A 21,849-nucleotide genomic window follows, 5' to 3' on the forward strand; every position below is an offset into this window, starting at 1 on the left:
GGGACGCACGGCGAGAGCGTACCTTCCCTGCTCACTGTCCCGCGCGCGTACGCACCGGGGGCACGTCCGAGCCTGTGGGAGGAATCTTCCTGCTCTTGATGGCGAACGTCATCACATCCTTGAACACGGGGGCCGCGAGCTGGCCGCCGAAATGGCCGTTCTTGGGGTTCTGGAGCACCGAGAGCACCACCAGCCGGGGCGCGTCCGCGGGCGCGAACCCGACGAAGGAGGCCGTGTAGCCGTCGTAGCGGCCCAGCTCGGCGTCGTAGCGGTCGGCCGTGCCGGTCTTGCCCGCCACCCGGTAACCGGGGATGGCGGCCAGCGCGCCGGTGCCCTCGGCGCTCACCGCGGTCTCCAGCATGGTCGTGATCTCCTTGGCGGTCGTCTCGCTCACCACTCTGGTCTGCCTGCCCGCGGGAGCCGGGACGAACCTGCCGGTCGCGTCGGTGGTGCCCGCCACGATCTGCGGATCGACGCGTACGCCGCCGTTGGCGATGGTCTGGTAGACACTGGCCGTCTGCAGGGCGGTCACCGACACGCCCTGGCCGTAGGCGACCGTGCAGCTCTGGCTGCCCGACCAGTTCTTGTAGTTGGGCAGCAGGCCCGCCTCGGCGTTCGGCACGCCGCCCGCCGGGGTCGTGCCGAACCCGAACGCCCTGAGCATCGTGTACAGACGCTCGCTGCCGACCCTGCGGGCGGCCATGATCGTGGCCACGTTGCTGGACTGGGCCATGGCCTGCCGGAACGTCATCGCCTCGGGCTTGTGGGGGTGGGCGTCACGCAGCACCCGGTCGGCGCACTTGATGTTGTCGGGCACCTGGAACACCGTGTCGGGGGTGACCTCCTTGGCCTCCAGCGCGGCGGCGGCGGTGATCACCTTGTTGGTGCTGCCGGGCTCGAACACGTCGGCGGCGGCCTTGTTGACGTAGGAGGACGCGGGGGCCCTGCGCCAGTTGCCCAGGTCGAGCTCGGGCGCGTTGGCCATGGCGACGATCTGGGCGGTGCGCACGTCCATGACGATGACCGCGCCGCTGCTGGCGCCCGACTCGCGCACCTGGTCGGCGACCGACTTCTGGGCGGCCCACTGGATGTCGCGGTCGATGGTCAGCCGTACGTCCTGGCCGTTGACGGGCGCGGTGCGCTCGCTGCTGGTCATGGGGATGCGCAGGCCGTCGCGGCCCGTCTCGACGCGCTGCTTGCCGTCGCGGCCGGCCAGGATGCGGTTCTTGGCCTGTTCCATGCCGCCCAGGCCGTTGCCCTCGTCGCCGACGAAGCCGATGAGGCTGCCGGCCAGGTCGCCGGCCGGGTAGTCGCGGCGGTAGGTCTTCTTCGTGCTGAGGGCGGGCACGCGGGCCTGGAGCAGGCGCGTGGCCACGACCGGGTCGACGTCTCTGGCCAGGAGCTGGTAGCGGCTCTCGGTCCTGGACAGCTTGGCGGTCATCTCCTCCACGGTCTTGCCGAGCTGCCTGGCCAGGATCGTGGCCACGTTGGCGCGGACGTCCGCCGGGACCTTGGAGGGGTCGATGGACACCTCGCGGGCCTCCGACGTGCGGGCCAGCGCGTTGCCGTTGACGTCGGTGATCGCGCCGCGCTTGGCGGGGATCTCCTCGACGTGCTGGCGCTGGCCGACCGCGGCGGCCTCGTAGACCTTGGAGTCGAGGCCCTGCATCTGGATCAGCCGCCCGGCGAAGATCGACAGGACGAACGTCATGCCGATGAGGCCGATGTTGATGCGCCTGCGCGGGCTGCCCAGGCGCAGGATCAGCGGGGGCCTCGGCGGGCGCGGCGGGGTGGGCGGGCGGCGCGGGCCCCTGGGGGGCGGCACGTCCGCGCCCCGGCGCAGCACGCCGTGCTCACGCCCCCGCGCCTGGTCCAGCCCGGACGTGCGGGACCGGCCGGAGGCGGAACCGCGCGTCCGGCCGGGCCCGGAGCCGCGCGACTGCTCCGGCCGGGAGCCGCCTGACTGATCGGACCGGGAACCGCGTGGCTGGTCCGCTCTGGAGCCGCGGGCCTGGTCGGGGCCGGGGCCGTCGCCACGCCTGCGCGGCCGTTCCTGCGGCGTCCTGCCCCTGGCGCCCTCGTCCCGTTCCTGGGACGCGCGTCCGCGCGCCCGGTCGTTCTCCTCGCGCCCCTGGGGAGCGCGCCCACGCCGGCGGTCGTCGTCGCGGCTCTGGGGGGTGCGCCCGCGCGGGCGGTCGTCGTCGTCGCGCCCCTGGGAGGCGGCGCGGCCACGGGAGCCGCCGGAGTCGTCGCGGGGTCGGCGGCGGGGGCCGTCGCCCGGGTCGCGGCGCGAGCGTGTGCCCTCGTCGTCGTCGCGGGGCCGCGCGCGGTCGCCGTCGTCGCGGCGCTGCCGGCCGCGGGAGCCGCCCGCGGAGTCGCGGCGGGCGCTGTCTCGCGCGTCGTCGCCGGGGTCCTGGGGCCGGCGCCCCCTCAGGTCGTCGTCGAACGGCAGGTCGAACGGGTCCGGAGGTCGCTTGCGCGGCGGGTCGTCCGGCGACGCCGGGCGGCCCGCCCCCTCGGAACGGGCAGAGCCTCCTCGCCCTGCCCGCCCCGGACCGCCCGGCGTACGACGAGCGGCGCCGGGCCCTCCAGGAGAGCCGGCGCCGCCTGCGCCGCGGCCGGGACCCTGTCCCCTGCCGCCTGAATCCCTCACCGCTCCGGGACCGCCGGGACACTCGGCTCGCCCTTGTCCCAGGGCCGCAGGTTCTTGTCCAGGTGGTAGCCCTGCGCCTCGGCGCGGTCCGCGAGGTTCTGGGGCTGCATCTTGCGCTCGTACTCCAGCCGGAGCGCTTCCTTCTCCTGCTGGGCGGCCGCGATCTCCTCGCGCAGCTTGGCGTCGGTGATGGCGTCGCGGTTGAGCATGATGTTGAGCAGCAGCAGGCTCACCAGCCCACCGCACATCAATCCGACGACGAGCAGCACGAACGGCGCCCGCTGCCGCTTGGTCGAGGGTCGCCGCGCGGCGGGACGGCGCGCGGACGCGACGGGCTCGCCGGGGCGCGCGGCGGCCGGCCGCCGGACGTCGGTGTCAGGACGCGGCCGCGGCTTGGTCTGGTGCGAGGCGCCCGGCCTGCGCGTGCCCGGCTTGGGCACGGCACGGCGGACGGGCGTGACCCGGCCGGTCTCCTGCTCAATCGTCAACGCGGATCCTCTCTGCCGCCCGTAGCCGGGCCGAGGCCGCCCGCGGATTGCGGGCGAGCTCTTCATCGCTGGGGAGCTCGGCTCCCCTCGTCAGCAGGCGGAACCTCGGCTGGTGTGCCGGTAGCGGGACAGGCAGCCCCGGCGGGCTGGTGTCCTTGGTTCGCGCCGTGAGGGCCTGCTTGGTGAGCCGGTCCTCAAGGGAGTGGTAGGAGAGCACGACGACCCGCCCACCCAGCACCAGCGCGTCGAGTGCCGCGGGCAGCGCCGCCTCCAGGGCGGACAGCTCCGCGTTGACCTCGATGCGCAGCGCCTGGAAAGTCCTCTTGGCGGGGTTGCCGCCGGTGCGCCTGGTCGCCGCGGGGATCGCGTCGCGCACGATGTCGGCGAGTCTTTTGGTGGAGGTGATGGGCTCCTTGGCGCGTTCCTTGACGATAAGCCCCGCGACCCTTGGCGCGAAACGTTCCTCGCCGTAGTCGCGCAGGATTCGTACCAGGTCAGCGCCCGGATAGGTGTTGACCACGCGCTCGGCCGTCAGCTCCTGCTCGGTGTCCATGCGCATGTCGAGCGGGGCGTCGTAGGAGTAGGCGAAGCCGCGCTCGGCCTCGTCGAGCTGCGGCGACGAGACCCCGAGGTCGAACAGCACGCCGTCGAGGGCGGGACGCCCGGCGTCGGCGACGATCTGCGCCAGGTCGCCGGAGGAGGCGTGGACCAGCGTGGTGCGCCCGGCGTAGGGGGCGAGCCTGCGGGTGGAGAAGTCGATCGCGAACGGGTCGCGGTCGATCCCGATGAGGTGCAGCTTGGGGAAGGTGGCGAGCAGGGCCTCGGAGTGGCCGCCCAGCCCGAGGTTGGCGTCGACGACGACCGGCTCCGGCCCCGCCAGCGCCGGGCCCAGCAGTTCCAGCACGCGGTCGAGCATCACCGGAACGTGGCCGCTCGTGCCTACGTTGTCGTCCATCTCCAACCCCCCTCTCGCGTCCTGCTCGCGGATGACGCGTATTCGGTCAATCGTCAGTCATTCCTGGGTCCCCACCCGGCGCCGTCCGGCCAGGTCCCCATCCGCACCCTCTTCGTGGAGTCCGTCCTCTGACACCGGGGAAGGTGCATCAGTTGACGGACAGTGGTTGCGGGTGGAGACCTCGCCGAACGACCTCACCGACGGATCGACCGTGGTCACTACAAGATCCCTGGCAGCACCTCCTCCGACAGATCGGCGAACGCCTGCTCCTGCGCGTTGAGATAGGTGTCCCAAGCCTGCGAGTCCCAGATCTCCAGGCGGGTGTTGGCCCCGATGACGACGCAGTCACGGTCGAGGCCGGCGTATTGACGCAGGCTCTGCGGGATCGTGATGCGTCCCTGCTTGTCTGGTTTCTCGTCGGACGCGCTGGCGAAGAAGACGCGGCTGTAGTCACGCACCGCCTTGGCGGTGACCGGGGCGGTGCTGAGAGCCTCGGTAATGCGCTGGAACTCCTCTACTGGAAAGACGTAGAGGCATCGCTCCTGGCCTTTGGTGATCACAAGACCCTCCGCCAGCTCCTCACGGTACTTAGCCGGCAGGAACAGCCGTCCCTTGTCGTCAAGACGCGGTTGGTGGGTGCCGAGGAACATCGGCGCCACCTCCCGTGCCTCAGCGAAGCGCTCAGCGCTGGCGCACCGGGCCCTCCACTGCGCACCACCATACTCCACTTCTCCCCACCGTCAACTGATCTGAACCGTCTTCGCCATTCGTTTCCGTTGCGTTACCGCAGGTCAGAGCGGTGGAGCGGGGTGGGGGGCGCCAGGGGGGCGGCGCAACCCTCATGGGCGTGTCGAGGGTTGCGAAGTCCGGCGGTATAGGGGCTCGCGAGCGGACGTGAAGGCCGGGTGGAGGAAAGTGGGGCGGCCGAGGGGGACAGTGTCACGGGATTCGCACTGCTATGCGACAAGAACAGGAACATCAGCGAGGTCTCCTGGAATATCCACAAATGTCGCTGAAGAACCCACAGCGTCGTAGGGTCGTACAGACAATGGAAAAGGAATGGCATGGCTCCCGTAATGGCACAGTGCGGGACAGCCGTCGCACTATGGAGGCCTGGTGGCACTAACCCATGACGTCCCTCCCCAGCTCGACGAGCTGGTCTCCACCGCCCACCGCATCCGGCAGGCCATCGAGTCGGTGATCGAGGGAAAGAGCGACGCCGTCCGCCTCACGCTGACCGTCCTGCTCGCCGAAGGCCACCTTTTGATCGAGGACGTGCCGGGCGTCGGCAAGACGATGCTCGCCAAGGCGCTGGCGCGGTCCATCGACTGCCCGGTGCGCCGCGTGCAGTTCACGCCCGACCTGTTGCCCAGTGACATCACCGGCGTCAGCGCCTACAACCAGCAGACGCGTGAGTTCGAGTTCAAGCCCGGCCCGGTGTTCGCCAACATCGTCGTGGGCGACGAGATCAACCGCGCCTCGCCCAAGACCCAGTCGGCGTTGCTGGAGTGCATGGAGGAGCACCAGGTCACGGTGGACGGCGTGACGTACCCCCTTGACGCCCCCTTCATGGTGATCGCCACCCAGAACCCCATCGAGATGGAGGGCACCTATCCCCTCCCCGAGGCCCAGCGCGACCGGTTCACCGCCAGGGTCGCCATGGGCTACCCGGAGCCGACGGCCGAGCTGGAGATGCTCGACGTGCACGGCAGCACCTCGCCGCTGGACAAGCTGGAGCCGGTCGCCACGACCGCCGAGGTGCGCGCCCTGATCGAGGCCGTGCGCGGCGTGTACGTCTCGCAGCCGGTCAAGAAGTACGCCATCGACCTCGTAGTGGCCACCCGCCACTCCCCCGACCTGCGGCTGGGCGCCTCGCCCCGGTCCACGCTGCAGCTCGTCCGCGCGGCCAGGGCGCACGCGGCGCTGGCCGGGCGCGACTACGTCATCCCCGACGACCTCCAGGACCTGGCGGTGCCCGTGCTGGCGCACCGGCTGCTGCCCAGCGTCGAGGCCCAGGGCCAGCGCCGCCTGCCCGAGCAGGTGGTGACCGACCTCGTCAGGCGTGTGCCGGTGCCGGAGACGCGAGCGTCGTGAGGGCCGGACTGCGGGCGCTGACCTCCCGCGGCAGGTCGTTCCTGGCCTCGGGGATCGCGGCGCTGCTGATGGCCCTGCTCCTGGGCGAGAACGACCTGTTCAGGATCGGCGTGCTGGTCACCGCGCTGCCGCTGCTGGCCGCGCTGGTGGTGGCACGTACCAGGTACCGGCTGAGCTGCGCGCGGAGGCTGGACCCGCCCCGGGCGGAGGTGGGCGGGGAGGCCACGGTGACGTTGCGCCTGGAGAACGTGACCAGGCTGCCGACCGGGCTGCTGCTGATCGAGGACACCGTGCCGTACGCGCTGGGCGTGCGGCCGCGGTTCGTGCTCGACCGGGTCGAGTCCAAGGGCGTGCGCGAGATCGACTACCGGGTCCGGTCCGACCTGCGCGGCAGGTACACGATCGGGCCGCTGTCGGTGCGCATCGCCGACCCGTTCGGGCTGGTGGAGCTGACCCGGGCGTTCACGATCAGTGACACGCTCGTGGTGACGCCGCAGGTCGTGGCGTTGCCGCACGTACGGCTGTCGGGCGAGTGGACGGGCGGTGGCGACAGCCGTACCCGGAGCGTGGCCGCCGCGGGCGACGACGACGTGGCGCCGCGCGAGTACCGGCAGGGCGACGACCTGCGCCGGGTGCACTGGCGCTCGACCGCCCGGTACGGCGAGCTGATGGTGCGCCGCGAGGAGCAGCAGTGGCAGAGCCGCGGCGCGCTCCTGCTCGACACCCGCAGGCACGCCCACCGCGGCGAGGGCCCGCGTTCCTCCTTCGAGGTGGCGGTCTCGGCCGCGGCCTCGATCGGCGTGCACCTCGCCCACGAGGGGCTGGGCCTGCGGCTGGTCACCGACCAGGGCGCCGAGCACCTGACGGACCAGGGGCTCAGCCACTCGCTGCTCGACACGCTCGCCGTGGTGCGGCACAGCTCGGCCCGCTCGCTGGAGATGGGCGTCTCGGCCCTGCGCCAGGGCGGCGGCGACGGCCTGATCGTGGCCGTGCTCGGCGCGCTCGACCCCGAGGAGGCCAGGGAACTGGCCCGGTTACGGCACAGCGGCGTCACCGGCGTCGCGGTCCTGCTGGACGCCGGCACCTGGGAGGGCGCCGGCCGGGGCTCGCACGAGAACTTCGACGCCGTGCAGGGCGTGCTGGCCGGCTACGGCTGGCGGATCGTCCGCCTGCCCGCCGGCACCTCCATCGCCTCGGTCTGGCCGGACGCCGCCAACCGTGGCAGGTACGCGCTCAACCCCACGGGAGGTGCGGCATGAGGCTGACGGGCGCCTCGGGCGTGGCCGCGTTCGCCGCGGCGATCCTGCTCTATCCGCTCTTCCAGGGCGGCGCCTGGTTCTGGACGTCCCTCGGCGCGGTGCTGGCCGTGACGGCCGCCGGGCTGTTCAGCTCCCGCCTGTCACTGCCCGCCTGGGCCGCGCCGCTGGTGGGGCTGGCCGCGCTGTGGATCTTCCTGACCGTGGTCTTCGCCTCCGGCAAGGCGTGGGCGCTGGTGGTCCCGACCAAGGAGTCGGTGTGGGAGCTGGGCAGGCTGCTCGGCGTCGGCTGGGCCGACATCCAGCGCTACGCCGCTCCCGTACCGCCCACGGACGGCATCACGCTGCTGACCGCGGGCGGCGTGGGCGTCATCGCCGTCGCCGTGGACCTGCTCGCCGCGCGGCTGCGGCGGGCGGCGCTGGCCGGGCTGCCGCTGCTGGCGCTGGCCACCGTCCCGGCGACGATCCTGGCCGAGCCGATCAGCTGGCCCGCCTTCATCATCGCCGCGCTCGGCTTCGTCAGCCTGCTGATCGCCGACGGCCGCGAGCGGGTGGGGCACTGGGGCCGGGCGGTGCTCGTCCGCCGGACCCGGGTGGCGACCGGGCCGCGCCCGGACAACGACGGCGCCAGGGCCGACACGAGCGGCCTGAGGTTGTCGGGCAAGCGCATCGGGTTCGCCGCCATCGCGCTGGCCATCCTGCTGCCCGCCGCGCTGCCGGTGATGGAGCCGGTCTCCTTCTTCCAGTTCGGCGTGGGCGGACGCGGGGGCGGCAAGGGCAACTCGATCAGCATCGCGAACCCGATCGCCAGCCTGAGGGGCCAGCTCGAACTGCCCGAGCGGCGCGTGGTGCTCACCTACAACAACAACGACGACAAGCCCAGGTATCTGCGGATCTACGCGCTGGACACCTTCGACGGCCAGCAGTTCGGCATGACCAAGCCGGAGGGCTCGCCGGACAACAGGACGGAGAACGGCCCGCTGCCGCCGCCTCCCGGGCTGAGCGCGAGCACGAAGGTCACCAACGTGGTGACCAGGATCCGGATGAGCGACGAGATCGAGAAGCTGCAGTTCCTGCCGCTTCCGTACCCGCCGCGGCAGATCCGGGTGGACGGCGACTGGCGCGCCGACGTCGCCACGCTGATGGTCTTCTCCATCCCCGACGAGGCCGCCGGGCTGGAGTACGAGGTCGCCACCGGCGAGCCGGCCGCCACGCCCGAGCTGCTGGAGTCGCTGGAGGGCGTCCAGCCGAGCGTGGACCGGCGGTACCTGAAGCTGCCGGACAACCTGCCGCCGGAGATCGTCCGGCTGGCGCGTTCGCTGACGGCGCAGACCAACTCCAGCTACGAGGCCGCGGTGAAGCTCCAGCAGTTCTTCACCAAGGACGGCGACTTCCGCTACGACCTCAGGACGCAGGGGCACGGCAACTCCGCGCTCCAGGACTTCCTGCTGCGCGACCGTACGGGCTACTGCGAGCAGTTCGCGGCCTCGATGGCGGTGCTGGCCAGGATCGTCGGCATCCCGTCGCGGGTGGCGATCGGCTACACCGGCGGCACGAAGGCCGGCGACAACTGGACGGTCACGACGGCTGACTCCCACTCCTGGCCCGAGCTGTACTTCGAGGGTGTGGGCTGGCTGCCGTTCGAGCCGACGCCGTCCGGGTCGCTGGGGCAGGGCAGCGCGCGGGTGCCGGACTACACGGTCCCGCCGGCGCCCTCGACGACGCCGTCCACCTCGCCGACCAGCGGGGCGACCGACTCCGGCGCCGACGACCCGATCAACCCCTCCACCCGGCGCAACCCGCGGGAGCTCGACCGTGAGGGCCTGATCGCGACGGGCGGCCTGCCGCCGGACGACTCGATGCCGCTGATCGGCAAGATCGGCATCGGCGCGGGCGCGCTGCTGCTGCTCCTGCTCGTCCCGGCGGCGCTGCGGCTGCTCACCAGGAACCGGCGGGTGCGCGCGCTGGGCTGGAAGGTCTCGCGACCGGCCGACGACCTGACGGCCAGGATCGCGACCGCTCACCACCCGTCGATCGCGGCCGTGTGGGCCGAACTGGACGACGTGCTCCACGACTACGGCATGGCCCGCGGCGTCAGCGAGACCCCGAGGGCGCTGGCCAGGCGGCTGAGCGAGCAGTACGAGTTCGACGCCGACTCGACGGCGGCCATGACGGCCATCGCGACGACGGTCGAGCGGGTGCTGTTCGCCAGGGACCCGGGCACGATCGGGCCCATGAGAAAGGACCTGCGCAAGGTGCGGCAGGCCCTGGCGGCGACGGTGTCGCGGGGACGGCGGATCCGGGCGGTGCTGCTGCCGCCCTCGACGCTGCGGCGGCTGCGGGCGCTGGGCGAGCGCCTGCTCGACGGGTTCGACCTGCTGGAGAACATCAGGCTGCGGCGGACGGCGGCGTCGAAGGGCGCCTGAACCGCTCGTCCAGGACCGGACGTGCGGTCGCTCCCCGGAAGGGGAACGGCCGCACGTTCGTCTGTGCCCGGAAGTTCGGGGAGGCGATCAGCGCTCGTCGTGACGACGGCGCCAGCGCTCCTCCATGCGCTCCATGAAGGTGCCCCGGTTGGCGCGCCGGGGCTGCCTGCCCGGGGCGCCCGCGCCCGGAGCCGGCGGGGAGTCGCCGAATCCGTTCATGCGCTTCCAGCTGGACAGACCCCACAGACACGCGGCGAGCATGACCACGAAACCGCCGACGCCGAGCGGGATCTGACTCATGACCACGCCGACCATCATGATGACGACGCCGAGGGCAAAGCCGATGGAGGCTTTGATCAGGCGACGCTTGTAATGGCTGCGCGGGTCACTGATCCGTACGGTGTTGGCCCACTTCGGGTCCTCGGCGTAGAGGGCCTGCTCGATCTGGTCGAGCAAGCGCTGCTCGTGCTCAGAGAGCGGCACGGCGCCTCCCAAGGACAGCCCCAGGACGGGGAAGACGGCAACGGACGACACGGGGTGTCCGAACCTCGCGGTCGGTTATCCCCAGAATACGAGGCTGTAGACGTAGGCGAAAGCAAACGTCCAACGCAGACCAAACCGGAGGTGACGTCATGGCTCCATTGTGGACCATCTCTCACCCCTCTCCCCAAAATCGCGACATCCTTCTCCTACCCGACTGACCGATCAAGTAGGACATGGGCGTCATGTCTCTATTTCATCAAGCTTGCCACGTACCAGCGACGCCGGGAGCACCGCATCGGGCCCAAATCTCCGGATCGCCTTGTCCATCGCCTGTTCGGCCTCGCGCCAGCCGGTCTCGCGCTCGCCCAGACCGAGTTGGTGGGTGGCCTCGCCGGCCGGGCGGAGGTTCTCCATCCGGACCCCGACCAGGCGCAGGCGCACGCGCTGGAGACCGGCGGCCTCGAACAGCTCGCAGGCGGTGGCGTAGATCACCTGGGCCACGTCGGTCGGCTCCCGCAGGGTGCGCGACCTGGTGATCGTGGTGAAATCGGCCCGGCGCAGCTTCACACTCACAGTTCTGCCCACGTGTCCGCCCTTACGCATGCGGGCCGCCACGCGCTCGGCCAGGCGCAACAGCTCGCGCCGGATCACCTCGGGGTCGTCGACGTCGGCCGCGAAGGTCTCCTCGTTGCCGATGCTCTTGTCGGGCACGTGCGCGGTCACCGGACGCTCGTCGCGCCCCCAGGCCAGCGTCGCCAGGTGGCCGCCGACGGCCTGCCCGAGCTCGCGCTGGAGCGTGTTCAGGGGCACCCTGGCCAGGTCGCCGACCGTGCGGATGCCGAGCCGTACGAGGGACTGCTCGGTGCGCTCCCCCACGCCCCACAGCGCCGAGACCGGCAGCGGATGGAGGAAGTCGACCACCTCGCCCTCGGGCACCACCAGCAACCCGTCGGGCTTGCACTGCTTGGAGGCCAGCTTTGCCACGAATTTGCTGCCGGCCACCCCCACCGAGCAGGTGATGCCGTAGCGGTCGAGGACCTGTTCCCTGATCATGGCGGCGATCGCCGCGGGCGGGCCGAGCCGCCGCCGGGCGCCGCCGACGTCGAGGAACGCCTCGTCGGAGGCGATCGGCTCGACCAGCGGGGTGATCGAGTGGAAGATCTCCATGACGCCCCGGGAGACCTCGGAGTACTTGCCGTGGCTGGGCGGGATGATCGTGGCCTGCGGGCACAGCCGGCGCGCCCGGCTCATCGGCATCGCCGAGTGGACGCCGACGGCCCTGGCCTCGTAGGTGGCGCTGAGCACGACGCCGCGCCCGGCCGGCGAGCCGACGATCACCGGGCGGCCCCGCAGCTCCGGCCGGTCGAGCAGCTCGACGCTGGCGAAGAAGGCGTCCATGTCGACATGGAGAATCGGGCAGCCGCTGTCATCGGCCCCGGTCCGCGGCGCGGGGCCGATGCCTGTGATCTGCTTGCGGGACACGCCGTCGATTCTATCCGAACAGACGTTCCAGACTAGGGGCGGCGGCCGAGGACGTGCACCTGCGTGGCGACGTCCCGCAGCACGGGGTGGACGGCGGCGGCCTGCTCCAGAGCCACGAGCGCGTCGGCCGCGCCGGGCTCGCCGTCGACGAGCCTGCTGGGCACCAGGTCGGCGAAGACCCGCACCCCGTGGACCGCGCCGACGGTGAAGCCCGTGGCGGTCAGCAGCTGCGACAGGGTCTCGGCGGTGAAGCGCCTGGGCGTGGGGTCGCGGTCGCCCCACGTGCCGCGCGGGTCGGCCAGGACGGCCCTCGCCTCGTCGAACTGCCCGGCCAGCGCCCGGTGGATCGCGCTGGCGACGGGGTTGGCGGCCAGGACGCTGACGGCGCCGCCCGGACGCAGCAGCCCGGCCACGGCGGCCAGCGCGGCGGTCGGGTCGTCGACGTACTCCAGGACGCTGTGGCACAGGACCAGGTCGGCGCTGTCGCGGTCGAGCAGGTCGCCGAGGTCGGCGGTGTCGCCCTGCAGGCCGCGCACGCCCACGCCCTTCTCCTTGGCCCGGCGCTCCAGCGCGGCCAGCGAGTCGGGGCTGGGGTCGACGACGGTGACGGTGTGGCCCAGCTCGGCCAGCGGCACGGCGAACCCTCCGGTGCCCCCGCCGGCGTCGACGATGTCGAGCGCGTCACGGCCGACGGCCTGGGCCCGCTCGGCCAGCACCGAGCGCAACGCGCCCCAGACGACGGCGGTGCGCACCGCCGGGGTCTTCGTGGTGACGCCTTCTGCTCGCAACGTCGGCTCGCCTCTCTCTCCTCCGCGGGCGGCCCTCGCCCTGTGCGGACGGGCCCAGCCTACGCCGTACGCGCCGTCGCCCGCAGGCCGGACCTGACCGTCGAACGCCGCCGCCACCCTCTTGGGCGCCCTCAGCCGCCAGGCGTCGGTCAGCAGCTCGGCCAGCTCGCCGGCCGCCACGGCCGCCAGGCGCACCAGCACCGCGGCATGCCCGTCGTAGTGGGACGTGGTGAAGAACGTGCCGGGGGCGGCGGCGATCAGCTCGTGCTTGAGCTCCTCGCCGCCCACGGGCACGACGAGCACGCCGCCCTCCTCCGTGATCCGCGCGAACCACCGGCCGCGCACGTAGAAGGCGGGCGTGCCGTACATGGGCTTCTCGGCGGTCTCGGGGAGCGCCAGGGCCAGGGCGCGCGCCTCGTCTTCGGTCACCATGGACCCGATGCTGCCACGGGCGGACGGGGGCCGGAAAGGGCGCGTCGCGGCTGGTGACGCGCCACTTCCCCGGACCGGCTCGGGGCCCGCGGACAGGCCGGGGGCCTCGCCCGGAAGGCGGCCCGACCCCACGGCGGCGCGCCTTCCCTCGTCTCTCGCGAGCCGTACGGGCCGCGTGAGTGGAACGTACCTCAAAACGGCCTTCGCGGCCTTTGTCTAAAGGGTGAGGCTTGGCTTGAGTTGCTTGAACCGGGCCAGCAGCCCGTTGATGAACTGCGGCGACTCGTCGGTCGACAGCTCACCCGCCAGGTGCACCCACTCGCTGATGACCACGCCCTCCGGCACGTCGGGCACCCACAGCAGCTCGTACGTGCCACCGCGCAGCAGGTTGCGGTCGACCGCGGGCATGCGGTCGAGCGTCCAGCCCTCGGAGTAGGTGGTGATCAGCTCGTCGATGCGGGCGTGGTGGCGGGCGACGCCCTCGACGAGGGTCGAGGTGTACTCGTTGACCGGCGGCTCCTGCCGCTCAACGCGCTCGGCGAGGATCCGCAGCGGGTCCTCCGAGCGCAGCTCGGCCTCGAAGAGAATGTCAAGGGCGCGCCTGCGTGCTTTGCCGCGTGCAGACACCTCAGGCCCGGCCGAGGTATTCGCCGCTACGGGTGTCGACCTTGACCTTCTCGCCGGTCGTGATGAACAGCGGCACCTTGATCTCGGCGCCGGTCTCCAGTGTGGCGGGCTTGGTGCCGCCGGTCGAGCGGTCGCCCTGCAGGCCGGGCTCGGTGTTGGAGATCGTCAGCTCGACGGCGGCGGCCAGGTCGACGTAGAGCGCGGAGCCCTCGTTGAAGGCGATCGTGGCGAGGGTGTTCTCCAGCATGTAGTTGGCGGCGGTGCCGACGGTGCGGGCGGGCACGTTGACCATGTCGTAGGTCTCGGTGTCCATGAACACGAAGTCGTCGCCGTCCTTGTAGGAGTACTGCATCTCGCGCTTGTCGACGTTGGCCACGTCGACCTTCACGCCGGCGTTGAAGGTCTTGTCGACGACCTTGCCGGAGAGCACGTTCTTGAGCTTGGTACGCACGAACGCGCCGCCCTTGCCCGGCTTGACGTGCTGGAACTCGACAACGCTCCAGAGCTCACCGCCCTCGAGCTTCAGCACCATGCCGTTCTTGAGGTCGTTGGTCGTCGCCACTCGTTCTCTCCCGCGTGTGGCCGCTCTAAAGGACGAGCAGCTCCTTGGTCGTCTTGGTGAAAAGTTCCGGACCGCCCTCACGTGTCACGAGGGTGTCCTCGATGCGAACCCCGCCCCGCTCGGGGAGGTAGATCCCCGGCTCGACGGTGATCGGAACTCGATCCTCTAGTCTACCGGTCCTGGAGGGGCCCAGGAACGGGTCCTCGTGGATCTCCAGGCCGACGCCGTGGCCCAGGCCGTGCCGGAAGTGGTCGCCGTGCCCGGCGGCCGCGATCAGGCCGCGGGCGGCGGCGTCGACGTCCTTGGCCTCGGCTCCCGGGGTCAGGGCGTGGCGGCCGGCCCGCTGGGCGCGTCTGACCAGGTCGTAGAGGTCGCGCTGCCAGTCCGCGGGCTCGCCGAGGCAGACCGTCCTGGTCATGTCGGCGTGGTAGCCGTGGTATCGGGCGCCGAAGTCCATGGTGACCAGGTCGCCGGCGCGCAGCTCGCGGTCGGTGGGGGCGTGGTGCGGGATCGCGCCGTTCTCGCCGGCGGCGACGATCGTGTCGAACGCGGGCTTGTCGGCGCCCAGCTCGGTCATGCGGTTGTCGAGCAGGCGGGCCACGGCGCGTTCGGTGAGGCCCGGCGCGATCAGCGGGAGCACGTCGGCGAAGGCCTGGTCGGTCAGGGCGCAGGCGGTGCGGATGAGCTCCAGCTCCGCCTCGTCCTTGACCGCGCGCAGCTCCTCGACCAGCGGGCCGAGCGGCACCAGGCCCCCGCCCCCGCCCTCGCCTCCGCCCGCGTTCGGGCCCGCGTTCAGGCCCGCGTTCAGGCGGCGGAAGGTGGCCACGCTCATGGCGGCGGCCTCGATGCCCGCGCCCGGCTCGGCGAGCCTGCCGGCCACGTCGGGGGCCTCGACCGCGGTGACGTCCAGGGCGCGGGTCATGTCGATGTAGCGGTTGTCGGTCGCCAGCAGCGCCGAGCCGTCGGCCCTGACCAGGACGGCCGCGTTCGAGCTGACCAGCCCGGTGAGGTAACGGACGTTGACGGGGGAGGTGACGAGGAGCGCGGGCACCTCGTGCGCCGGCAGCGCCGCGGCCAGGCGTGCGCGGCGCGCCGGGTAGTCGATGGTCATCCCGCCAATGTACGCGCGCCCCCGCCCCTCCCCCACCCCGGCCGAGAACCCGATCAGGAGCCCGCTCGGGAGAGCCCGGCCGGGAGAGCCCAGGCGGGGAGGGCCCGGTCGGGGAGGGCCTGGTCGGGTGTGGGCGGTCGGGTGTGGGCGGTCGGGTGTGGGCGGTCGGGTGGGGGTGGTCAGTTGAGGGCGAAGTCGTTCAGGAACGAGGCGAGCGGGCCTGACGAGGGGGCCTCGCCCTTCCTCTGGGCGCGGCGCAGGTCTTCGTAGACGTCGGCGATCTGGTTGCGGGCGGGCTTGAACTGGCCCTCCTGGAGCTTCCTGGCGGCCTTCCTGAGCTTGTCGTGGGCCTTCTCGGCGACCTTGGGGTCGATGTCGCCGATCTCCTCCTGGGAGGTCAGCGTCTGGTCGAACTTGATCAGCCAGTAGTCCCAGCCGCCCGCCGGGGGCCGGTCGGCGCCCAGGGTCGTCTTGGGGCCGACGGTCTGGACCAGGCCGGTGGCGATGTCGCCCGGGGTGAGGTCGGTGGGCGTGGGGTCGGGCTCCTCGGGGGCCGGGCCGGCGGTGAAGGTGATGGCCGGGGACAGGACGGCCGTGGGCGACGTGCTCGCGCTCGGCTCGGCCACCGGGGTCTCCTTGCCGGAGCCCAGCCACATCACCATGCCGACGGTCACGACGGCGATGACCGCGACGGCGATCCCCATCTGGACCAGCAGCTTGTTGCCGGTGCGCGGAGGTGCGGGGTCCAGGTCGGCGGACTCGTAGACGGCGGTGTCGCCGGCGCGCGGGACGCCGTTGAAGTCGTACACCTGGGTGTCGCCCGGCCGTCCCGCCTGCGCGCCGGCCGGGGCGCCGACAGGGCTTCCGGCGGCGTTTCCGGCAGCGGGGGCCGCGCCCGGGGCCGCGCCGGGGCGGGCGATGGCGGCCAGGGCCCGGCGGATGGCCTCGCCGCCGGAGGGACGCCTGGCGGGGTCGGGCGCGAGCATGGCGAGGACGAGCCGGTCCAGCTCGGCGGGGATCTCGGGCCGGAGCGCACTGGGCGGGACGACGCCGTGCCCGCCACTCCCGGGACCCGCACCCCCAGGACCCGCATTCCCAGGTGCCGCGCTTCCAGGCGCCGCGTTTCCAGGCGCCGTGCTTCCAGGCGCCGTGCTTCCAGGGCCCGAAGTCTCGGGACCCGCAGTCCCGGGGGCCGCGCTGCCGGGGCCCGTGGTTCCGGGGGTCTGGCCAGGGAGGGCGCGCATGCCGGTTACCGGCAGGTCAGGGGTGGAACCGGGCGGGCGGCCGCAGAGGAGTTCGTAGCAGACGGCGCCGAGGGCGTACAGGTCGGCGGCGGCCGTGGCGGGACGGCCGGAGGCCCGTTCGGGGGCCAGGTAGCGGCGTTCGGCCTGGGACGGCTCCTCGTCCGGGAGCCCGAACCCGACGACCTTCAGCACCCCGCTGGCCGCCCGCCGGAAGCTGCCGGAGTCGATCTGCCCGTGGAAGACCCCGGCGCGGTGGGCGGCGTCCAGCCCGGCGGCGGCCTGGCCGACCAGGTCGCAGACCTCGACGATCCGCAGGGGCCCCTCGGCCGCCAGGTCCTCACCCAGGCTGGTCCCGGTGAGGAACTCGGTCACGAGGAAGGGGGCGCCGTCCTGGTCGCCCACGTCGAGGACCATGGCCACGTTGGGGTGGATCACCCTGGCCACCGCCTGGGCGTGCTGCTTCAGCGCCTCCCTGGCGGCCTCGCCGGCCGCCCCCGCGCCCAGGATCTTCACGGCCACGACCCAGTCGGCGCGGGTGTCGTAGGCCCGCCACACCTCACCCATCGGACCGCTGCCGATGAGCTCGTCAAGCCGGTACCGGTCGGCGACCATCGAAGGCGTAGCGTCGGACATATCCCCCGCCAAAAACTCGAAAAGTGGGTTATTTCCGACCAACCATAGGGCCCTCCGGCCCCCGCCGCCCCATGATCCACACTTCACACCCCGCGCCACACAGCGCCGGCCACCCCTCGACATAACGACTATCGTTATTTACGATTATCGTTATGGCAACGAAGTGGATCCATCGGCTTGAGGTCGTGCTGAGCATCGGCCTCGTCCTCGGCTGCCTGGGCGCGCTCACCGCCCTGGGCGCCACCGTCCTGATCGCCGTGTTCGGCACGGCCAACGGCATCGGCGTCCCGCTGCACGTCGCCGGCGTGACGCCGCCCGTGGTCCCCGTCGTCCCGGGGGTGGAGATCGTCAGTGCCGCGGCGGACGTGACCCTCCGCCCGCGGGGCCACTCGCCCGCGGCGGCCCTGCTCTACCTCCTGCAATGGGCGCCGCCCACGGCGACCGGGCTGCTCTCGCTGTACACCGTGGTCCGCGCGCTGCGCAGGGCGCGGTCGGGCGACCGGGCGCTGTTCTCCGCCGTGACGGCCGGGCACCTGCGCCGGCTGGGCTGGATCCTGATCATCGGTTCGCTCGTGTCGGCCGTGCTCGGCACGGCGGCGCAGGCCATACTGTCCGGCATGCTGCTGACGACCGGCCCGGCCTTCGTCCTGCGGCCGGACGCGCCGCTCGCAGGGCTCGTCGCGGGCCTGTGCGCGCTCGGGGTCTCGGAGATCGTCCGCCGGGGCGTGGTCCTGCTCGACGAGGTCGAGGCCACGATCTGATGCCCGAAGGCACCATCCGGGTACGCCTGGACGAACTGCTCGCCCAGCGCGGCATGACGCTCACCGAGCTGTCGCACCAGGTCGAGATCACCGTCGTGAACCTGTCGATACTCAAGAACGGCCACGCCAAGGCCATCCGCTTCTCCACCTTGACCCGGCTGTGCGAGGCCCTCGGCTGCCAGCCGGGAGACCTGCTGACCTACGACTGAGGGCGGGCGGCCGTACGGCCACCCGCCCTCGAAGCGACGTCGGTCAGGCCGTCGCGGGCTCCGGGCCGCGCGACGGGCGGACCGCGGCGGGGGCGTCGTCGAGCGGCTGCGGCGGCGCGTTGAACACCGCCTCGTCCAGGCGGCCCTCCGAGCGGGCCACCAGGACCGGGACGACCATCTGGCCCGCGACGTTGGTCGCGGTGCGGATCATGTCGAGGATCGGGTCGATGGCGAGCAGCAGGCCGACGCCTTCCAGCGGCAGGCCCAGCGTGCTGAGCGTGAGCGTCAGCATGACGATCGCGCCGGTCAGGCCCGCGGTGGCGGCCGAGCCGACGACCGAGACGAACGCGATCAGCAGGTAGTCCCCCACGCCGAGGTGCACGCCGAACACCTGGGCCACGAAGATCGCGGCGAGCGCCGGGTAGACCGAGGCGCAGCCGTCCATCTTGGTGGTGGCGCCGAAGGGCACCGCGAAGGAGGCGTAGTCGCGGTCCACGCCGTTGCGCTCGACGGTGACGCGCTGGGTCAGGGGCAGCGTGCCGACCGAGGAACGGGAGACGAAGGCCAGCTCGATGGCGGGCCAGGCGTTACGGAAGAACGTGATCGGGTTGACCTTGCCCCAGACCGCCAGCAGCGTCGGGTAGACGGCCAGCAGGACGATGAAGCAACCGATGTACACGCCGACGCTGAACTTGGCCAGCGGGGCCAGCAGGTCCCAGCCGTAGGTGGACACGGCCTTGCCGATGAGGCCGGCGGTGCCGATCGGGGCCAGGCGGATGACCCACCACAGGGCCTTCTGCACCAGTTCGAGCACCGAACGGCTGAGGTTGAGGAACGGCTCCGCCTTCTCCCCCACGGCCAGGGCCGCCGCGCCGAGGACGACACCCAGGAAGACGATCTGGAGGACGTTCACCTCGGTGAAGGCCGTGACGATGTTGGTGGGCAGGATGCCGGTGACGAAGTCGAGCCAGGTGCCGGCGCCCTCCATGTCGACGGCCTTGGCGGCGCCGGTGTCGAGGGTGACGCCCTGACCCGGGTTGATGATCAGGCCGAGCGCGATCGCGAAGGCGACGGAGATGAAAGCGGTGATCAGGAACCAGAGCAGGGTCTTGGAGGCCAGGCGGGCCGCGCCGTTGACGTTGCGCAGGTTGGCCACGCTGACCAGCACGGCGGTGAACACCAGCGGCGGCACGGCCAGCTTGAGCAGCTGGACGAAGAGCTTGCCGACCTGGGTCAGCGTCTCGGCCAGCCAGGCCACGTCCCAGATCTTGGCGACGAACCCCAGGGCGATGCCGGCCGCGAGGCCGAGCAGAAGCTGAAGGGAGAAGGTGAATCTCTTCACGGGAGGAAGGCTCCGGAAGTCAGGCATGCCACAGCGAAGGTGGGCACGCAGGTGAGGAAGGGGGGTCCGGGGACGCGCTGATCAGCGACAGAGGGATCCGTGCAGACGGCACAGATCCACGTGCAGACGCTCGACGAGCCGCACGATAACCACAGAGAACCTCACGAGGACGTACAACACCGTGCGAAACGGGGCATATTCCCGCTCGACATTGTGATGTGCGTCACACCCCTTCCGGAGCCCGGTGGATCAGGCGACCAGCTCCTTGACCTTCTCCAGCAGGCGGACACGCTCCTCGTGCGTACGGCCGAGCGGCGCGACGTTGAGCGTCGTCACCCCCGACTCCTTCAGCGCCGCGATCCGGTCGCGCACGAAGCCCTCGCTGCCGATCAGCGACATGTTCTCCAGCAACTCGGCCGGGACCAGCGCGGCGGCCTCGTCCTTCTTGCCCTCCAGGTAGAGGTCCTGGATCTGCTCGGCCTCCTTCTCGTAGCCGTAGCGCCTGGCCAGGTCGTTGTAGAAGTTCTTGCCCTTGGCGCCCATGCCGCCGATGTACAGGGCCGCCATCGGCCGGCCGAACTCGCGCAGCCCGGCCGCGTCGTCGCCGATGGCCAGCGTCGCCTGAGCGATCACGTCCAGCTCGCCCAGCTCGGGGTCGCGCCTGGCCTTGCCCGCGGCCAGCGACGGGCCCCACACCTGCGCGGCCTTCTCCGGGTAGTAGAAGATCGGCTCCCAGCCCTCGGCCAGCTCGGCGGTCATCTCCACGTTCTTGGGGCCGATGGCGGCGACCACGATCGGGATGCGCGGGCGCACCGGGTGGTTGATGATCTTCAGCGGCTTGCCCAGGCCGGTGCCCTCCCCGGCGGGCAGCGGCACGTTGTAGTTGCGGCCGGCGTGCTCCAGCCGCTCGCGCCGCCACACCTTGCGGCAGATCTCGATGACCTCCCGGGTACGCCCGATCGGCGCGGTGTACGGCACCCCGTGGAACCCCTCGATGACCTGCGGGCCCGACGTCCCGATGCCCAGCGTGAAGCGCCCGTCGGAGACGAAGTCCATGCCCGCGGCGGTCATGGCGAGCAGCGTCGGCGTGCGGGAGTAGATCGGCAGGATGCCCGAGGCGATCTGCACCCGCTCGGTCTTGGCCGCGATGTACCCCATCTGGCTGACGGCGTCGAAGCTGTACGCCTCGGCCACGAAGACGATGTCGAGGCCCGCCTTCTCGTAGTCGGCCAACTCGGCGACCGTCTCCTTGAAACCGCCCGAGTAGTTGAGTGCCATACCGATGCGCATGCCGGGCTCCCGATGAACCGAATGATGTTCCGTTGCGACGTCCACAGGTTAGCGCGTCGGCGTGTCGCGCGGCGAAGCACTAGCCTGGTTCGGGTGCTGAGCCGGGTGGTCGTCGTCGTCTCCGCAGCGGTCGCCCTGGCCCTGGCGGGGCATTCGCTGATCCCGGCGCTCGGCGGGTTCACGCCCGTCCTGGAGAGCCTGCTCCCGTGGATGGGGCTGGCGGTTCCGCTGCTGCTGCTGCTCGCCGTCCTGGCGCGGTCGAGGGCGGCCGCGCTCGCGGCGCTGGCGCCCGGCCTGGTGTGGGCGGCGATGTTCGGCTCGACGCTGCTGGCCACGTCGCCCGGCGGCCCCAGCGACCTGGCCGTCGGCACGGTCAACGTCGGCGTGCGCAACAGCGCGTCCGGCGAGGCGGTCAAGGCCATCGCCGAAGACCTCGACCTGCTGGCCGCGCAGGAGCTGACCCCCGGCGGGCCCGCGGCCAAGCAGCTCAACAAGATGTTCCGCTACCACTACCCGGTCAGCACGGTCGGTCTGTGGAGCCGCTACCCGCTCAGCGAGACCAGCCCGCTCGACGTCGGCATGGGCTGGCCGCGGGCGCTGCGCGCGGTGGTCAGCACCCCCAAGGGCAAGGTCACCGTCTACGTCATGCACCTGGCCTCGGCCAGGCCCGGCCACACCGCCTCCCGCGACGCCTCCCTGACCCACGCCCGCAAACTCGTCGACGCCGACCCCAGCAAGCGCGTCCTGCTGCTCGGCGACCTCAACACCGCCACCACCGACCGGGGCATGCGCGGGCTGACCCCGCCGCTGACCGATGCCCAGAGCGTGGCCGGCGACGGGTTCGGCTTCACCTGGCCGGCCGAGTTCCCGATCACCCGTCCCGACCACATCCTGTTCAGGGGCATGACGGCGACCAAGGCGGGCGTGGCGCCGGCCACCGGCAGCGACCACCGCGCCGCCATCGCCTCCCTGCGCCTCTGACGGCCTTCCAGCAGGTCCGGGCCCTGCCGCGC

The 21,849-nt window shown here is 71.9% G+C and carries 19 protein-coding genes and 1 pseudogene; 6 read left to right on the forward strand and 14 right to left on the reverse strand.

All coding sequences use genetic code 11. From position 1 onward, the window contains the following. Nucleotides 1-31: 31 nt before the first annotated feature. The 4 genes from ACWCSU_RS11600 to mraZ all read right to left on the reverse strand — a co-directional run bounded on the left by ACWCSU_RS11600 (nt 32) and on the right by mraZ (nt 4,746). On the reverse strand, nt 32-1,762 hold the full coding sequence (locus ACWCSU_RS11600; protein WP_449935103.1) for a peptidoglycan D,D-transpeptidase FtsI family protein: 1,731 nt from the start codon (nt 1,760-1,762) through the stop codon (nt 32-34). A gap of 887 nt (nt 1,763-2,649) precedes the next feature. Continuing rightward, the gene (locus tag ACWCSU_RS11605) at nt 2,650-3,141 is read right to left on the reverse strand and encodes a hypothetical protein (protein ID WP_449934931.1); all 492 of its coding nucleotides are present in this window, start codon (nt 3,139-3,141) and stop codon (nt 2,650-2,652) included. Further along, the gene (gene rsmH, locus ACWCSU_RS11610; protein WP_357705379.1) at nt 3,131-4,096 is read right to left on the reverse strand and encodes a 16S rRNA (cytosine(1402)-N(4))-methyltransferase RsmH; all 966 of its coding nucleotides are present in this window, start codon (nt 4,094-4,096) and stop codon (nt 3,131-3,133) included. Before rsmH ends, ACWCSU_RS11605 begins: the two co-directional genes overlap by 11 nt. Nucleotides 4,097-4,314: 218 nt before the next feature. Continuing rightward, nucleotides 4,315-4,746, reverse strand: a complete 432-nt coding sequence (mraZ, locus tag ACWCSU_RS11615; RefSeq protein ID WP_357705378.1) for a division/cell wall cluster transcriptional repressor MraZ — start codon at nt 4,744-4,746, stop codon at nt 4,315-4,317. Nucleotides 4,747-5,212: 466 nt separating this feature from the next. Here mraZ and ACWCSU_RS11620 point away from each other — a divergent pair, with 466 nt between their 5' ends. The 3 genes from ACWCSU_RS11620 to ACWCSU_RS11630 are packed head-to-tail and all read left to right on the forward strand — an operon-like array spanning nt 5,213 to nt 9,872. Beyond that, nucleotides 5,213-6,190, forward strand: a complete 978-nt coding sequence (locus ACWCSU_RS11620) for an AAA family ATPase (protein WP_352326975.1) — start codon at nt 5,213-5,215, stop codon at nt 6,188-6,190. After that, nucleotides 6,187-7,449 (forward strand): DUF58 domain-containing protein, encoded by a 1,263-nt coding sequence (locus ACWCSU_RS11625; RefSeq protein WP_357705377.1) that lies wholly within the window; start codon nt 6,187-6,189, stop codon nt 7,447-7,449. Before ACWCSU_RS11620 ends, ACWCSU_RS11625 begins: the two co-directional genes overlap by 4 nt. Beyond that, nucleotides 7,446-9,872 carry a transglutaminase family protein gene (locus ACWCSU_RS11630; protein ID WP_357705376.1) on the forward strand — a complete coding sequence of 809 codons (2,427 nt, stop codon included), beginning with the start codon at nt 7,446-7,448 and terminating at the stop codon, nt 9,870-9,872. Before ACWCSU_RS11625 ends, ACWCSU_RS11630 begins: the two co-directional genes overlap by 4 nt. Before the next feature lie 87 nt (nt 9,873-9,959). Here ACWCSU_RS11630 and ACWCSU_RS11635 read toward each other — a convergent pair whose 3' ends face one another. The 8 genes and pseudogenes from ACWCSU_RS11635 to ACWCSU_RS11670 form a co-directional block, all read right to left on the reverse strand. Continuing rightward, entirely contained in the window at nt 9,960-10,355 is a 396-nt protein-coding gene (locus tag ACWCSU_RS11635) for a DUF3040 domain-containing protein (protein WP_357705375.1), read from the reverse strand. 240 nt (nt 10,356-10,595) lie between these two features. Further along, a complete protein-coding gene (gene dinB / locus ACWCSU_RS11640; protein ID WP_357705374.1) occupies nt 10,596-11,837 on the reverse strand; it encodes a DNA polymerase IV in 1,242 nt (413 codons plus the stop codon). Between the two features lie 32 nt (nt 11,838-11,869). Then, nucleotides 11,870-12,625, reverse strand: coding sequence for a methyltransferase domain-containing protein (locus tag ACWCSU_RS11645; RefSeq protein WP_357705420.1), 756 nt, complete (start codon nt 12,623-12,625; stop codon nt 11,870-11,872). A gap of 144 nt (nt 12,626-12,769) precedes the next feature. Continuing rightward, nucleotides 12,770-13,057: pseudogene (locus ACWCSU_RS11650) on the reverse strand (MmcQ/YjbR family DNA-binding protein); the annotation flags it as partial. Nucleotides 13,058-13,273: 216 nt separating this feature from the next. Further along, the gene (gene nusB, locus ACWCSU_RS11655) at nt 13,274-13,684 is read right to left on the reverse strand and encodes a transcription antitermination factor NusB (RefSeq protein WP_449934932.1); all 411 of its coding nucleotides are present in this window, start codon (nt 13,682-13,684) and stop codon (nt 13,274-13,276) included. 1 nt (nt 13,685) lies between these two features. Continuing rightward, the gene (gene efp, locus ACWCSU_RS11660; protein WP_357705372.1) at nt 13,686-14,246 is read right to left on the reverse strand and encodes an elongation factor P; all 561 of its coding nucleotides are present in this window, start codon (nt 14,244-14,246) and stop codon (nt 13,686-13,688) included. Nucleotides 14,247-14,271: 25 nt separating this feature from the next. After that, a complete protein-coding gene (locus tag ACWCSU_RS11665) occupies nt 14,272-15,357 on the reverse strand; it encodes a M24 family metallopeptidase (protein ID WP_449934933.1) in 1,086 nt (361 codons plus the stop codon). A 179-nt stretch (nt 15,358-15,536) separates the two neighbouring features. Then, on the reverse strand, nt 15,537-17,234 hold the full coding sequence (locus tag ACWCSU_RS11670; protein ID WP_449934934.1) for a protein kinase domain-containing protein: 1,698 nt from the start codon (nt 17,232-17,234) through the stop codon (nt 15,537-15,539). A 152-nt stretch (nt 17,235-17,386) separates the two neighbouring features. Here ACWCSU_RS11670 and ACWCSU_RS11675 point away from each other — a divergent pair, with 152 nt between their 5' ends. Next, nucleotides 17,387-17,995 (forward strand): hypothetical protein, encoded by a 609-nt coding sequence (locus ACWCSU_RS11675; RefSeq protein ID WP_449934935.1) that lies wholly within the window; start codon nt 17,387-17,389, stop codon nt 17,993-17,995. After that, nucleotides 17,995-18,204, forward strand: a complete 210-nt coding sequence (locus ACWCSU_RS11680) for a helix-turn-helix domain-containing protein (protein WP_357705368.1) — start codon at nt 17,995-17,997, stop codon at nt 18,202-18,204. The genes ACWCSU_RS11675 and ACWCSU_RS11680 overlap by 1 nt, the downstream gene beginning before the upstream one ends. 43 nt (nt 18,205-18,247) lie before the next feature. Here ACWCSU_RS11680 and ACWCSU_RS11685 read toward each other — a convergent pair whose 3' ends face one another. Together ACWCSU_RS11685 and ACWCSU_RS11690 are read right to left on the reverse strand one after the other, a co-directional pair. Continuing rightward, nucleotides 18,248-19,546, reverse strand: a complete 1,299-nt coding sequence (locus ACWCSU_RS11685; protein ID WP_357705367.1) for a dicarboxylate/amino acid:cation symporter — start codon at nt 19,544-19,546, stop codon at nt 18,248-18,250. Between the two features lie 249 nt (nt 19,547-19,795). Further along, a complete protein-coding gene (locus ACWCSU_RS11690) occupies nt 19,796-20,836 on the reverse strand; it encodes an LLM class F420-dependent oxidoreductase (protein ID WP_364091167.1) in 1,041 nt (346 codons plus the stop codon). A gap of 93 nt (nt 20,837-20,929) precedes the next feature. Between ACWCSU_RS11690 and ACWCSU_RS11695 the strand changes: the two genes are divergently transcribed. Further along, nucleotides 20,930-21,817, forward strand: coding sequence for an endonuclease/exonuclease/phosphatase family protein (locus tag ACWCSU_RS11695; protein WP_449934936.1), 888 nt, complete (start codon nt 20,930-20,932; stop codon nt 21,815-21,817). The last annotated feature ends 32 nt before the right edge of the window (nt 21,818-21,849 follow it).

The organism is Nonomuraea sp. NPDC001699 (genome assembly GCF_053596455.1).

Coding starts and splice junctions, on each gene's coding strand:
- ACWCSU_RS11680 (WP_357705368.1), top strand. CDS start 17,995: ATGCCCGAAGGCACCATCCGGGTACGCCTGGACGAACTGCTCGCCCAG.
- mraZ (WP_357705378.1), bottom strand. CDS start 4,746: ATGTTCCTCGGCACCCACCAACCGCGTCTTGACGACAAGGGACGGCTG.
- ACWCSU_RS11665 (WP_449934933.1), bottom strand. CDS start 15,357: ATGACCATCGACTACCCGGCGCGCCGCGCACGCCTGGCCGCGGCGCTG.
- rsmH (WP_357705379.1), bottom strand. CDS start 4,096: ATGGACGACAACGTAGGCACGAGCGGCCACGTTCCGGTGATGCTCGAC.
- ACWCSU_RS11630 (WP_357705376.1), top strand. CDS start 7,446: ATGAGGCTGACGGGCGCCTCGGGCGTGGCCGCGTTCGCCGCGGCGATC.
- ACWCSU_RS11690 (WP_364091167.1), bottom strand. CDS start 20,836: ATGCGCATCGGTATGGCACTCAACTACTCGGGCGGTTTCAAGGAGACG.
- ACWCSU_RS11675 (WP_449934935.1), top strand. CDS start 17,387: ATGGCAACGAAGTGGATCCATCGGCTTGAGGTCGTGCTGAGCATCGGC.
- ACWCSU_RS11670 (WP_449934934.1), bottom strand. CDS start 17,234: ATGTCCGACGCTACGCCTTCGATGGTCGCCGACCGGTACCGGCTTGAC.